The 13299-nt window shown below is 73.4% G+C and carries 10 protein-coding genes; 9 read left to right on the top strand and 1 reads right to left on the bottom strand.

Annotated features, from left to right (window positions below):
* Window positions 1–3: 3 nt before the first annotated feature.
* Window positions 4–2697: a type 1 periplasmic-binding domain-containing protein gene (locus AC1WTP_RS06760; protein ID WP_481648355.1), complete on the bottom strand. Its 2694-nt coding sequence runs from the start codon at window positions 2695–2697 to the stop codon at window positions 4–6.
* A gap of 370 nt (window positions 2698–3067) precedes the next feature.
* Here AC1WTP_RS06760 and AC1WTP_RS06755 point away from each other — a divergent pair, with 370 nt between their 5' ends.
* From AC1WTP_RS06755 to AC1WTP_RS06715, 9 genes are all read left to right on the top strand, one after another.
* Window positions 3068–4213 carry an FUSC family protein gene (locus AC1WTP_RS06755; protein ID WP_481648354.1) on the top strand — a complete coding sequence of 382 codons (1146 nt, stop codon included), beginning with the start codon at window positions 3068–3070 and terminating at the stop codon, window positions 4211–4213.
* Window positions 4214–4313: 100 nt separating this feature from the next.
* Window positions 4314–5849, top strand: coding sequence for a M1 family metallopeptidase (locus tag AC1WTP_RS06750; RefSeq protein WP_481648353.1), 1536 nt, complete (start codon window positions 4314–4316; stop codon window positions 5847–5849).
* A gap of 551 nt (window positions 5850–6400) precedes the next feature.
* Complete coding sequence (locus AC1WTP_RS06745; protein WP_481648467.1) at window positions 6401–7000, top strand: hypothetical protein; 600 nt, start codon at window positions 6401–6403, stop codon at window positions 6998–7000.
* Between the two features lie 150 nt (window positions 7001–7150).
* On the top strand, window positions 7151–7612 hold the full coding sequence (locus tag AC1WTP_RS06740) for a DUF948 domain-containing protein (RefSeq protein ID WP_481648352.1): 462 nt from the start codon (window positions 7151–7153) through the stop codon (window positions 7610–7612).
* A gap of 28 nt (window positions 7613–7640) precedes the next feature.
* Window positions 7641–7946, top strand: coding sequence for a hypothetical protein (locus AC1WTP_RS06735; RefSeq protein WP_481648351.1), 306 nt, complete (start codon window positions 7641–7643; stop codon window positions 7944–7946).
* Window positions 7943–10621, top strand: a complete 2679-nt coding sequence (gene alaS, locus AC1WTP_RS06730) for an alanine--tRNA ligase (RefSeq protein ID WP_481648350.1) — start codon at window positions 7943–7945, stop codon at window positions 10619–10621. The genes AC1WTP_RS06735 and alaS overlap by 4 nt, the downstream gene beginning before the upstream one ends.
* A gap of 73 nt (window positions 10622–10694) precedes the next feature.
* Window positions 10695–11153 (top strand): Holliday junction resolvase RuvX, encoded by a 459-nt coding sequence (ruvX, locus tag AC1WTP_RS06725; protein ID WP_481648349.1) that lies wholly within the window; start codon window positions 10695–10697, stop codon window positions 11151–11153.
* On the top strand, window positions 11153–12349 hold the full coding sequence (mltG, locus tag AC1WTP_RS06720; RefSeq protein WP_481648348.1) for an endolytic transglycosylase MltG: 1197 nt from the start codon (window positions 11153–11155) through the stop codon (window positions 12347–12349). The genes ruvX and mltG overlap by 1 nt, the downstream gene beginning before the upstream one ends.
* Complete coding sequence (locus tag AC1WTP_RS06715; RefSeq protein WP_481648347.1) at window positions 12349–13173, top strand: shikimate dehydrogenase; 825 nt, start codon at window positions 12349–12351, stop codon at window positions 13171–13173. Before mltG ends, AC1WTP_RS06715 begins: the two co-directional genes overlap by 1 nt.
* The last annotated feature ends 126 nt before the right edge of the window (window positions 13174–13299 follow it).

The following is a 13299-nucleotide window of genomic DNA, read 5'->3' as shown; positions in this document are numbered from 1 at the left end:
GACCTAACTGACCTGGGGCGTCACGGTTGCGCACGGGGCCGGCGCCGGCTCGTCGGCGGCGCCGCACCGGTAGATCTCCACCGGCTCGGCGGTCACCTCGGGCACCCGCTCGACCCGCATCAGGGAGATCCGCTTCTCCACCGGCTCGCCCGAGTCCGGGGTGTACCGGATCAGCCCGGCCACGCCGCGGTGGCCCGTACCGGCGTTCTGCCGCAGCACCTCGGCGTGCACGCCGATCGGGTTGATCGACTCCGGGTCCCAGCGCTGCCGGGGGTCGGCGTGGTGCAGCCGCGCGGCCAGGCTCTCCACCGCCCGGATCATCATCATCGCCGCGTCGTAGGCCAGGCTCACCCGCTCGCCGACCTGCTCCGGGCGCTCCGGCCGGCAGCGTGGCGGGTCGAGCAGGTCGTCGGCCTGGATCCAGGTCAGGAAGCTGGCCCGGGCCTCGTCGCGCCGGTCGCGGGCGGCGCGCAGCGCGGCGCAGGTGCCGAGCGCGGCCTTGGAGACGTAGGTGACCGGCAGGTTGCCCGGGGCGGCGGCCCGCAGGCCGGGATTGGCCATGTAGCGGTTGACCGAGTCGTCACCGACCAGGTGCCGGGGCGGATTGTCCCCGCACTCGCGCAGCGCCCGCAGGAAGCCGTCGAACTCCGACCAGCGGCCGGCGTAGAAGAGCAGGCCCTGGTAGCCGCACTCGGCGGTGAGCCGCCGCCCGGTGCGCCACTCGTCGAGCCGGGTGATCCGGGTGCCGAAGCGCTGCCGGAGCCCCTCGACGAGCGTCTGGACGTAGAGGTCCTCCGCCAGCGAGCTGCCCTCCCCGGTGGTCCAGTAGACGTGCGCCTCGTCGACCCCGAGCACCTGCCGGGCGTACGCCTCGACCATCCGCGCCTGGTCGTCGTTGGGCGCGGAGATCTGCAGGTAGAGCCGGGAGTTGGCGTCGATCCGGTCGGCGGAGAGCGTCGGGGCGAGCACCGGCAGCCCGATCCGGTTGAGTTCGCGCAGTGCCCGGGCGGTGCTGGCCCGGCTGTCCACCAGGCCGACCACGCCGAGCACCGTGGGGTCGTCGCGGGCCAGCTCGGCCAGCATGGCCACCGCCCGGTCGGCGTGGCGCATCTGCCGGCCGCCGTTGGCCACCACGATCCGCAGCAGCGCCGCGCCGTCCGCCCCGGCGGACTCCTTCAGCAGCGCGTACTGCGCGGTCGCCATCCCCTCCAGCTCCTCGCGTTCGGAGACGTAGGACTCCTCGTCCGCCCTGGTCCGGTTGCCGGTGAGGGTGCCCAGGTAGACCAGGGTGAGGTAGGGCCGGCGCCGGTCGCTGCGCTGCCAGACCTCCTCGGCGGCCCGGTTCTGCGCGAAGATCCGCTCCTGGATGGTGCGCAGCCGCTGCTGGCCGGGGTCGTTGTTGAACACCTGGGCGGCGCTGTCGCTGTAGCCGACGCACTCCCCGTCGACCAGTTGCACCGACACCCGCCCGCCGCTGACCGACGGGTGGCAGCCGGGCCCCCACCGGGTGGACACCCAGGCGCCGGCCCCGGCCAGCAGCACCAGGCAGACCGCCGCGGGCAGGAAGCGCCGGGACCACCACGGCGGCTCCGGGGCGGCGAAGGGTCGCACCCCGCCGCGCGGCGGCGGGCCGCTCTCGGTGGCGTCCGGCCGCAGCACCACCAGCCAGGCCGCCGCCCGGCGCAGCCGGCGCATCTCCGGCAGCGCCTCGGCCCATTCGTCGTACGCCTCGTCGGCCTCGTCGAGCGGGTGCGGGTCGGGCAGTTCCGGGGGCGGCTGGTCGCCGGCCGCCACGACCAGCAACGGATCGTTGCGGCCGGTCTCGTTGCGGACGTCGTTGACCAGCCGGACCAGGACGTGGCCGACGGCGCCGGGCGCGACGTGGTCGACCAGCAGCACCGGGTACGCGGTGCGCCGCCAGTCGGCGGGGCGCCACAGCCGGCGCCGGTACGCCTGCCGCAGGTCCTCCAGGAACGCGTGCAGCAGCAGCTTGTTCACCTGGTCGGGCTGCTCGCCGTCGCGCCAGCCGGCGGTGAGCCGCTCGGCGAAGCCGAGGAACGTCGTCGACTGCCGGGGCGCGAGGTACTGCTGGCGCATGAACCAGCGGTAGTGCCGCCCGACCAGCGGCACCCGCCCGGAGACGGCCACCCGGAACACCGCCCCGGGCACCGCGCGGCGGACCAGCCAGAGAAGCACCTGGGAGACGATCGCGGTGGCGTCCCCACCCGCGGGCACCGCCTCGCCGGCGGTCCGGGCGCCGCGCCGGTCGCGCAGCCGGCGCACCAGCGCCGCCCGGCCGTCCTCGGCGTCCACGCCGAAGGTGAGACTCTGGTGCATCAGCCAGTCGGCGAGCGGATAGTGGCGGAAGCGCAGCCGGGCGGCGCCGAACGCCTCCAGGGAGAGCTGCCGGTGCAGCTCCCGCAGCAGGGTGGGCACGTCGACACCGGCCGGCTGGGTGGCCAGGTCGAGCACCGCGTGCGGGACGCGGCGACGCTGGCCCTGGCTGAGGAAGCGGCGCAGCAGCGCCATCAGGTCGGGCGTGTCGGGGGTGCGGACCAGCCAGAGCAGCGGCAGCCGGCGGTCACCGCGGCGCGGCCGGCGCAGCAGGCGCGCGAGCAGGGCGAGGAACTCCAGCCCGCCGGCCGGGATCCGGTCCCGGGACGGCGGTGACTGCTTCTGGCCGGTCAACTCCCGCATGGATACCCCCCGATCGTGGCGGGCCGTGTGCGTCCGATCCACCCAGTGTCCCCGCCGACGGCAAGCGACGGCGACCGGCGTTCTGCTGTGGAGTGTCGACCTCCGTCGCGCCGGCGGGTCTCAGCCGGTGACCGCGGTCGATGCCGGCAGGTAACCGTACCGGTAGCCGGCGGCGTCCGGGTACGCCTCGATTCGCCGCGCTGCCGTCGCGGATCCACGGATCGGCGCCGCAGACGTCGTGCCCGGCGGAGCAGGGTCCATGGCGGCGGGCCGGGTTTGCCGAGCGTGCGCAGGGTACGAGTGCTCGGTGAGTCCTCATGATCGCCGGTCAGGCGGTGTCCGGTCGCGGGTCGATCGCGGTGCTGAACAGGTGAAAGGCACCGCGGCTCGGATTCGAGGTCGAAGCGGTCAGGCGGGTCGACTGCGGCTGCATCAGTTCGAAGTCGCCCTGGCGATCTCGCTGCAGGCCGGGCTCGCCGCGGTGCTGGCCTGGTCGATCGGGCACGACCTGCTGGGCAACCCCTCGCCGGTCTTCGCGCCCTCCGCCGCGGTGGGCACGATCGTCGCCGCGCTCGGCCAGCGTGCCCACCGCACCGTCGAACTGCTGCTCGGAGTCGGCCTGGGTATCGCCACCACCGACGTCCTGCTGGCGGTTCTGGGCACCGGGCTCTGGCAGACCGGAGTTGTCGTCGGCGGCGCCATCCTGGCCACGCTCGTGCTGTTCGGGCGCACCGGGGCAGCCGTCGGACAGGCCGGCGGCACGGCGGTGCTGCTCGCGACCCTGTCGCCCGCGCAGCAGGACCTCGAATGGCCGCGGATCGTCGACGCGATGGTCGGTAGCGTCGTCGGCCTCGTGGTCGTCGCGTTGCTGCTGCCGATCAACCCGATGCGGATCCTCGACCGCGACGCCGCCCCGATCTTCCAGTGCCTCGCCCGTCAGCTGCGGGAGGTTTCGGCCGCGCTGACCACGCACGATCAGCAACGGGCGGTTCGCGCGCTGGAAGCGCTCCGCGGCATGGGACCCGACCTCGATCGGATGCACCAGGCGCTCAGCGGCGCCGAGGAGGTGGTCAGCCTGGCGCCGGCTCGCTGGCGGCGTCGCCAGGACGTGGAACGCTTCGCGCGCGGAACCGTGCACGTGGAACGGGTCATCGAACACAGCCGAGGGTTGGCCCACCGGACCGCGCTGGCGCTGCAGTACGACGAGCCCCTTCCCGCCGACCTGTCCGCCGGCGTCTGCCGACTCGCCGACGCGGTCGAGCTGCTGCGTCACGAACACCGTGCCGGGCGCCCACCCGAAGGGACCCACCAGAAGATCGTCGACGCCGTGCACCGGGCCGGCCGGGCCCGGGCGCTCGGAGTCGGCGACTTCGGAACCGCGGTGGTGACCCAACTGCGCACCGCCGCGAGCGAACTGCTCCGCGCCACCGGCTGCGACCCGACGTCGGCCAACCGGGAGGTACGGACAGCGACCCAGGAGGGCGAGAACTCCGTCCGGGCCGACGAGCGGCGGTAGCCCGCCGGAAACGGACAGCGGCGGGCACGGCGGGGGCGACATGTTCACATGTGTCGATTAGGTTGACCGTGCGAACACCCCGATGGAGGGAGTCCACCCCGTGCGACGAGCTCTCACGGCGGCCATCGCCGCCCTGACCGTCACCACCGCCGGCACCCTGGTCGCCGGCACCCCCGGCCACGCCGCCCTACCGGGCTGGGGTCGGCCGGTCCTGCCCACCGCCGCGCCGCAACCCGGCGGACCGGGCCTCGGTGACAGCTACTTCCCGGACTACGGCAACGGCGGCTACGACGTCGAGCACTACGACGTCCGGCTGCGCTACGACCCGCGGACCGACCTGCTCATCGGCACCACCACCATCCTGGCCCGGGCCACCCGGGACCTGTCCCGGTTCAACCTGGACTTCCTGCTCGACGTCGACTCGGTACGGGTCAACGGCTGGCAGGCCACCGCCACCCGGGAGCGGGTGCACGAGCTGGTCGTCACGCCGCGCCGCGCGGTGACCGCCGGCCAGCAGCTCACCGTCGTGGTGCGCTACTCGGGCGTGCCGTCCGAGACGCTGGTCGGCGGCTACACCGGCTGGACCCGTACCGACGACGGGGCGATGGCGGTGAACGAACCCGAGTCCGCCTGGTGGTGGTTCCCCAGCAACGACCACCCGACCGACAAGGCCACCTACGACATCTCCGTGTCGGTGCCGACCGGGGTCGAGGTGATCAGCAACGGCGTCCAGCCGCGGCCGCCGCTGGCAGAGGCCGGCAACCGCACCCGGTGGAGCTGGCGCACCACCTCGCCGACCGCCACCTACCTGGCCTTCCTCGCCATCGGCCAGTACGACATCGTCAGCGACACCGCGCCGAACGGCCAGCCGGTGGTCAACGCGTACAGCACCACGCTGGGCGAGCTGGGCCCGGCCGCGCGGGCCAGCATCGAGCGCACCGCCGAGATCGTCGAGTGGGCCAGCGGGATCTTCGGCCCGTACCCGTTCGAGGCGCAGGGCGGCGTGGCCGGGCCGGTCGACGGCATCGGCTTCGCGCTGGAGACGCAGACGCGGTCGGTGTACGGGCCGGGCTTCTGGCGCCGGGGCGCCAACACCTACGTGGTGGTGCACGAGAACGCCCACCAGTGGTTCGGCGACTCGGTGTCGGTGGCCGACTGGAGCGACATCTGGCTGAACGAGGGCTTCGCCTCCTACGCCGAGTGGCTCTGGTCGGAGGAGCAGGGCGAGGGCACCGCGCAGGAACTGTTCGACTTCACCTACGCCAGCTACCCGGCCGACGACGAGTTCTGGCAGGTGCCGCCGGGCGAGCCAGGCCCGAGCCGGATCTTCGACGACGCGGTCTACGACCGGGGCGCGATGGCGCTGCACCAGCTCCGGCTGGCCGTCGGCGACGACGCGTTCTTCGCCATCCTGCCGGCCTGGACGGCCGAGCACCGGCACGGCAACGCCAGCATCGAGCAGTTCCAGGCCCTCGCCGAGCGGATCTCCGGACTGGATCTGGACGACCTGCTCACCACCTGGCTGTTCACCCCCGGCCGCCCCGACGTCCCGACCACCGCCCGCAAGTCCACCCCACCGGCCGAACCCAAGTCCTGGCCCAAACTCCGCGACTCCCACCACCTCCTAACCCACTAACCCCCACCCCTACCCGCCCCCCACCCGCCCCCCCACCCGGCCCCGCCCCGGCCCAGCCCGGCGTGCCCCGGCCCAGCGCCGCCGCCGCGGTGACACCCCCCGGCGTCGCCCGCCCGGGCGCCGCACCGGCCGGCCCGGGCCGCCCGCCCGGCGCCGACGGCCGGGGACGGCCGGAACCGTCGAACGGTCCGCGGCCCGCGCCGCCCGGCCCACCCACGGCAGCGGGCCCGGCCCGACCCGGCCCGGAGGACCGGTCCCTGGGCCGGGCCGCCCCGCCGCACCGGGAGCCCGGGCGGCCGGAGCCCTCCGGTGTCCCGCCCGTGCCGCCGCCGGGTCCGGCCGGCGAGCCGCCCGCGGTGGCCCGCGCCGCCGCGGCGGTCCGGCCACCGGAGCCGGCCCTCGGGCGGCCGGAACCCGAGCCGGTGAGCGGACCGCCGCTGCGCGTGGCCGCCGACCCGGACCCGGTGGCGGACGACGATCCCGCCGCCGGGGGGCTGCGCGGCGCCCGGTCGGAGCTGCGCCGGCAGATGCGGGAGCGACGCCGGCTGCGGATGGCCGTGCTCGCCCTGGTGAGCCTGGTGCTGCTCGGTGCCGTCCCGCTCTACTTCGGCATCCGCACGCTGAGCCGCGACCCGGTGTTCGACACCCTCGACCAGCTGGACGTGCCGAGCTGGGCGGCGGTGAAGACGGTCGATGACGTCAGCGGCAGCCGCTGGTGCCTGCTCGACTGCCGGCTGCGCGAACGCACGGTGACCTCGGAGGGGTCGCCGGAGGACACCGCCAAGGCCTACGAACAGGCGTTGGCCGCCGACGGCTGGCGCCCGTGGAAGGTGACCCGCTGCCCGGAGGAACCGGCGAAGGGCAGCTACACCTGCTGGCGACGCGACGAGCTGACCCTCGATCTGTGGGTGCGCGAGCCGGCCTGCGTACCGCCGCCGGTCGACGGCGAGCCGGCCGTGGTGCCCTCGCCCAGCCCGTCGGCCGCAGCGCAGGGGTGCACCGGATCGTTGGTGTCGGTGAAGGTCCGCAACGCGATCGACGACGAGCGGACCCGGCCGCAGCCGAGCACCGACCCGTCGCTCACCGGGGAGGACCCGTTCCCGACCCTCAGCGAGGATCCACTGGGCGAAGTGACACCCTCACCGTCCTGAGCCGGTTTTCATCACGGACGGTAGGGTCTGGGGCTGGCGGGCCCGCCTGCTCCCGCCGGCCCGTCACGGGTCGCCGAGCGCCGGCATGGGTAAGGGTCGTGCGGTTCGCGGACGTCCGGTCCGCGGAACCCCTGCTTGAGGAGGACAGGCGTGGACTATGGAGAGGTCGCGGCACTGATCGCGGCGATCGCGTTCGCGATGCTGGTGTTGATCCTGACGCTGCCGATCCTGCGGCTGCGGCACACCGTGGACGCCACCACCCGGATGATCAACGACCTCAACGACCGCACCGCCCCGCTGCTCGGCGACGTCAACGCCACGGTGAAGAACGTGAACACCGCGCTGGAGCAGGTGCAGATCTCGCTGGACGGGGTGAACCTGCAACTGGCCAAGGTCGACACCATGACCAGCCACGCCCAGAACGTCACCGCGAACGTGGCGAATCTCGCCGCCGTCGTCTCCGCCGCGGCCGCCAACCCGTTGGTGAAGGTGGCGGCCTTCGGTTACGGCGTCCGCAAGGCCGCCGCCGCCCGCCGGCACGCCGAGACCGAGCGCGAGGTGCGCGACACCATCAAGCAGCAGCGTCGGGCCGCCCGCCGCGGCGACCGCTGACCCGCCCGGCGACCAGGAGGTTGAGAGCATGAGGCGGTTGTTCTGGCTGGGCATCGGGCTGGCCGTCGGCGTGGTGGTGGTCCGCAAGGCGACCCGCACCGCGCAGGCGTACACGCCGGCCGGGATCGCCAGCACGTTGTCGGAATCGGCTGGCGGGCTGGTCGGGTCGCTGCGTAGCTTCGTGGAGGACGTCCGGACCGGGATGGCCGAACGCGAGCAGGAGATCCACGAGGCGTTCGCCCGGGGCGAGACCTACGACGACCAGTTCGCCGACCTGCGGGAGGACCCGCGCATCGGCGACCGAGAAATCTTTCCGGAGGAACACCAGCGATGAAGACGGCGGAGATCAAGCGGCGGTACCTCGCCCACTTCGAGGCGAACGGCCACGCCGTGGTGCCGTCCGCTCCGCTGCCCGCCATCAGCGACCCGAACCTGCTGTTCGTCAACGCCGGCATGGTGCAGTTCGTCCCCTACTTCCTGGGCCAGCAGACCCCGTCCTACCGGCGCGCGGTCAGCGTCCAGAAGTGCATCCGCACCCCGGACATCGACGAGGTCGGCAAGACCAGCCGGCACGGCACGTTCTTCCAGATGAACGGCAACTTCTCCTTCGGTGACTACTTCAAGGAGGGGGCGATCCCGCTCGCCTGGGACCTGGTCACCAAGTCCCAGGAGCAGGGCGGCTTCGGCCTCGACCCGGAGCGGATCTGGCCGACGGTCTACCTCGACGACGACGAGGCGTACGACATCTGGCGCTCGGTCGGCGTGCTGCCGGAGCGGATCGTGCGCCGCGGCAAGGCGGACAACTTCTGGTCGATGGGCATCCCCGGCCCGTGCGGCCCCTGTTCCGAGCTGTTCTACGACCGCGGCCCCGAGTACGGCCGCGAGGGCGGCCCGGCGGTCGACGAGGACCGGTACATGGAGTTCTGGAACCTCGTCTTCATGCAGTACGAGCGGGGCCCGGGCACCACCAAGGAGGACTACCCGATCCTCGGCGACCTGCCGGCGAAGAACATCGACACCGGCATGGGCCTGGAGCGGATGGCGTCGATCCTGCAGGGGGTCGACAACCTCTACGAGATCGACGAGGTCCGGCCGATCCTGAACAAGGCCGCCGAGCTGACCGGCAAGCGCTACGGCGCGCACTCCGGCCACGTCGCCAGCGAGTCGCACCCGGACGACGTGCGGCTGCGGGTGATCGCCGACCACGTGCGCACCGCCCTGATGCTGATCGGCGACGGGGTGACCCCGAGCAACGAGGGGCGCGGCTACGTGCTGCGCCGGATCATGCGCCGGGCGATCCGGGCGGTGCGGCTGCTCGGCTGGCAGGACCGGGCGCTGCCCGAGCTGCTGCCGGTGGCCCGGGACTGCATGGCCCCGTCGTACCCGGAGCTGGCAGGAGAGTTCGACCGGATCGCCGACTACGCGTACGCGGAGGAGGACGCCTTCCTCTCCACCCTGCGCGCCGGCACCACCATCCTGGACACCGCGATCGCGGAGACCCGGACCGCGGGTGGCAAGAGCCTCTCCGGCGAGAAGGCGTTCCAGCTGCACGACACGTACGGCTTCCCGATCGACCTGACCCTGGAGATCGCGGCCGAGCAGGGGCTCCAGGTCGACGCCGAGGGCTTCCGCCGGCTGATGGCCGACCAGCGGGCCCGGGCGAAGGCCGACGCCCAGGCGCGCAAGACCGGGCACACCGACCTGTCGGCGTACCGCGGGGTGCTCGACGCCGGCGGCCCGGTGCGGTTCACCGGCTACAGCGAGGTCTCCCGGGAGTCGACCGTCCGGGCGGTGCTCGGCACGGCCGGGCCGGTCGGCGCGGCGGTCGAGGGGGACACCGTCGAGCTGGTGCTCGACGCCACCCCGTTCTACGCCGAGGGTGGTGGGCAGCAGCCCGACCTCGGCATGATCACGGTCGGCGACGGCCAGGTCGAGGTGTTCGACGTGCAGCAGCCGGTGCCCGGGCTGATCGTGCACCGGGCCCGGGTCGTCCGGGGCGAGGTGCGTCCCGGCCAGACCGGCTTCGCCGAGATCGACACCAGCCGGCGGCGGGCGATCTCCCGGTCGCACACCGCCACCCACCTGGTGCACCAGACCATGCGCAACTTCCTCGGCGAGTCGGCCACCCAGGCCGGTTCGCTGAACGCGCCGGGCCGGCTTCGGTTCGACTTCAACACCCCGACCGGGGTGGCGCCGAGCGTGCTGCGCGACGTCGAGCAGCAGGTCAACGAGGTGCTCCTGGCCGACCTGGAGGTGCACGCCTTCATCACCTCGCTGGACGAGGCGCGCCGGATCGGGGCGATGGCGCTGTTCGGCGAGAAGTACGGCGAGGAGGTGCGGGTCGTCGAGGTCGGCGACTACGCCCGGGAGCTGTGCGGTGGCACCCACGTGGCCCGCTCCGGCCAGCTCGGCCTGGTCAAGATCCTCTCCGAGTCGTCGATCGGCTCCGGGGTGCGCCGGGTCGAGGCGCTGGTCGGCATGGACGCGTTCAACTTCCTGGCCCGGGAGCACCTGCTGGTCGCCCGCCTCGCCGAGCTCTACCGGGTGCCCAGCGACCAGGTCGGCGACCGGGTCGAGCAGACCGTGACCCAGCTGCGCGACGCCGAGAAGGAGCTGGAGAAGCTCCGCGCCCAGCTGGTGCTCGGCGGCGCGGGGGCGCTCGCCGCGCAGGCCAAGGACGTGCGCGGGATCGCGTACGTGGGCACCGAGGCGCCGGAGGGCGCGGCCGGCAACGACGTGCGGACGCTGGCCCAGGAGATCCGCGGCAAGATCGACCCGGCCCGGCCGGCGGTGGTCGCGGTCGCCGCCCGGGCCGGTGGCAAGGCGTCCCTGGTGGTCGCGGTCAACCCGGCCGCCCGCAGCCGGGGGATCGCCGCCGCCGACCTGGTCAAGGCGGCGCTCTCCGGGCGTGGCGGGGGCAGCCCCGACCTCGCGCAGGGTGGCGGCCTGCCCGCGGCGGAGGCGCCGAACCTGCTGCTCACGGTCGAGAAGGCGATCGCCGAGGCGTGATGGGCGGCCATCCCCGACCAGGGCGGACCACACCGGTCCGCCCTGGTCCGCTTTCCGGGGGCGGTGACCCTCGGTGACAGGGTTGTCGCGAGGCGTCCGGCTCGGCGTGGACGTCGGGCAGGTGCGGGTCGGCGTCGCGCGCTCCGACCCGCACGGCGTGCTGGCGACCCCGTTGGTCACCCTCGCCCGCGACCTCGGCGCGGCGCCCGACGCGGTGCCGAGCGACCTCGCCGAGCTCGCCGCCCTGGTCGCGGAGCACGAGGCGGTGGAGGTGGTGGTCGGCCTTCCGGTCAACCTCGCCGGCAAGCACGGTCCGGCCGCCCTCCATGCGAAGGCGTACGCTGACCGCTTGGCGGATGTAATAGCGCCGGTTCCGGTAGCGCTCACCGACGAGAGGATGTCCACGGTCGTGGCGTCTCGTAGGCTTGCCGAGCGTGGTGTCCGGGGGAAACGGCAACGGGCGGTGGTCGACCAGGCCGCCGCGGTGGAGATTCTGCAGAGCTGGCTAGACGCGCAGCGGAGGCGGACGTAATGATCGACGATCTGGACCTCGGGTTCGACGAGCAGGAGCGGGGGGAGAAGGGCCGGCACCGGCGCGGCTTCGTCAAGAAGCGCAACGGGCGTTCCGGTGGCCGGGGCAAGACCGTCCTGGCCCTGCTGCTGGCCCTGGTGCTGCTCGGCGGTATCGGCGGCGGTGCCTTCTACGGCTTCGACCGGATCCAGAACTACTTCGTCACCCCCGACTACGACGGCACGGGCACCGGCGAGGCGACGGTCGAGATCAAGCAGGGCGCTCTGATCGCCGACATGGCCGACGCGCTGCACACCGCCGGCGTGGTGAAGAGCCCCAAGGCGTTCATCGAGGCGGCGTCGGAGAACTCCCGCAGCAAGAACATCCAGCCGGGCATGTACAAGCTGCGCAAGCAGATGAGCGGGGAGAGCGCGGTCGCCGCGATGCTCGACCCGAAGAACCGGGTCGTCAACGGGCTCACCATCCCCGAGGGCCGGACCGCCAAGAACGTCTACCTGCTGCTCAGCGAGAAGACCAGGATCCCGGTCAAGGAGTTCGAGACGGCGGCGAAGGACCCGGTCGCGCTCGGCGTGCCGGAGTGGTGGTTCAAGCGCACCGACGGCAAGACGGTCAAGCCCTCCATCGAGGGATTCCTCTTCCCGGACACCTACGAGATCCCGCCGAAGGCCACCGCGGAGAGCATCCTCAAGCTGATGGTGGAGAACTTCCTCACCGTCACCGGGCAGATGGAGTTCGCCGACCGGGTGCAGAAGGAGCGCGGCGGGATCAGCCCGTACGAGGCGCTGATTGTCGCGTCGCTGGCCCAGGCGGAGGCGGGGAACAAGGACGACCTGGGCAAGGTGGCCCGGGTGGCCTACAACCGGGTGTTCGGCGACTTCCAGTGCAACTGCCTGGAGATGGACGTCACGGTCAACTACTACCTGGAGCTCACCGGTCAGAGGACCAAGACCTCCAAGCAGATGACCGCCGCCGACCTGGACAACCCCAAGAACCCGTACAACCGCAAGCTGAAGGGCCTGGTGCCCACCCCGATCAACAACCCGGGCAAGCAGGCCCTGGAGGGGGCGATGGACCCGCCGCCCGGGAAGTGGCTCTTCTTCGTGGCGATCGACGACAAGGGTCACTCGGCGTTCGCCGAGACCTACGAGGAGCACCAGCGGAACGAGGCCAAGGCGCGGGAGGCCGGGATCATCTGATGGCGCACCGACGGCGGGCGGCGGTGCTCGGCAAGCCGATCGCGCACTCGCTCTCCCCGGTGATCCACAACGCCGGCTACGCGGCGGCCGGGCTGGCCGGGTGGTCGTACACCCGGATCGAGTGCGCGGCGGCGGAGCTGCCGGACCTGGTCGCCGGCCTGGGCCCGGAGTGGGCCGGGCTCTCGGTGACCATGCCGGGCAAGGAGGCCGCCCTCGCGGTGGCCGCCGAGGCCTCGCCGGTCGCCGCCGCCGTCGGCGCGGCGAACACGCTGGTCCGTCGCCCCGACGGTTCCTGGTACGCGGACAACACCGACGTCGCCGGCATGGTCGAGGTGCTCAGCGGGGCCGGGGTGCGGCCCGGCGCCACGGTGACGGTGCTCGGCGCGGGCGGCACGGCCCGCGCGGCGCTCGCCGCGGCGGCCCGCCTCGACGCCCGGGCCGCGACCGTGGTGGCGCGCCGACCGGCGGCGGTCGAGGAGCTGCGCCCGGTGGCGGGTGCGGTCGGCCTGTCGATGACCGGCGTGCCCTGGGCCGACGCCGCCGGCCTGTGCCGTGCCGACGTGGTGGTCTCGACCGTGCCGAAGGGGGTCGCCGACGCGCTCGCCGGCGCGGTCGCCTGGCGACCGGAGACCGTGCTCTTCGACGCGCTCTACGACCCGTGGCCCACCCCGCTGGCCGCCGCGGCCCGCGCGGCCGGCTGCCGGATCGTCTCCGGGCTCGACCTGCTGCTGGCCCAGGCGGTCGGCCAGTTCGAGCAGTTCACCGGCGTCCCGGCACCCCGCGCGGCGATGGCCGCCGCGCTCGCCGCGGCCCGGGCCGGCTGACGCCGCCAACCGTCCCCGGCCGGCTCCCGCACCGGTCCTTAGCTGTCGGTTAAGACGCGCTTACGTCCGGCTGTCCTCGCCACGACGTACCGTGGCCGTCGATACGCTGCTGAGCGTCACCACTTC

The sequence above is a fragment of the Micromonospora sp. R311 genome (genome assembly GCF_056780015.1).
This window is presented reverse-complemented; position numbering and strand designations above follow the sequence as displayed.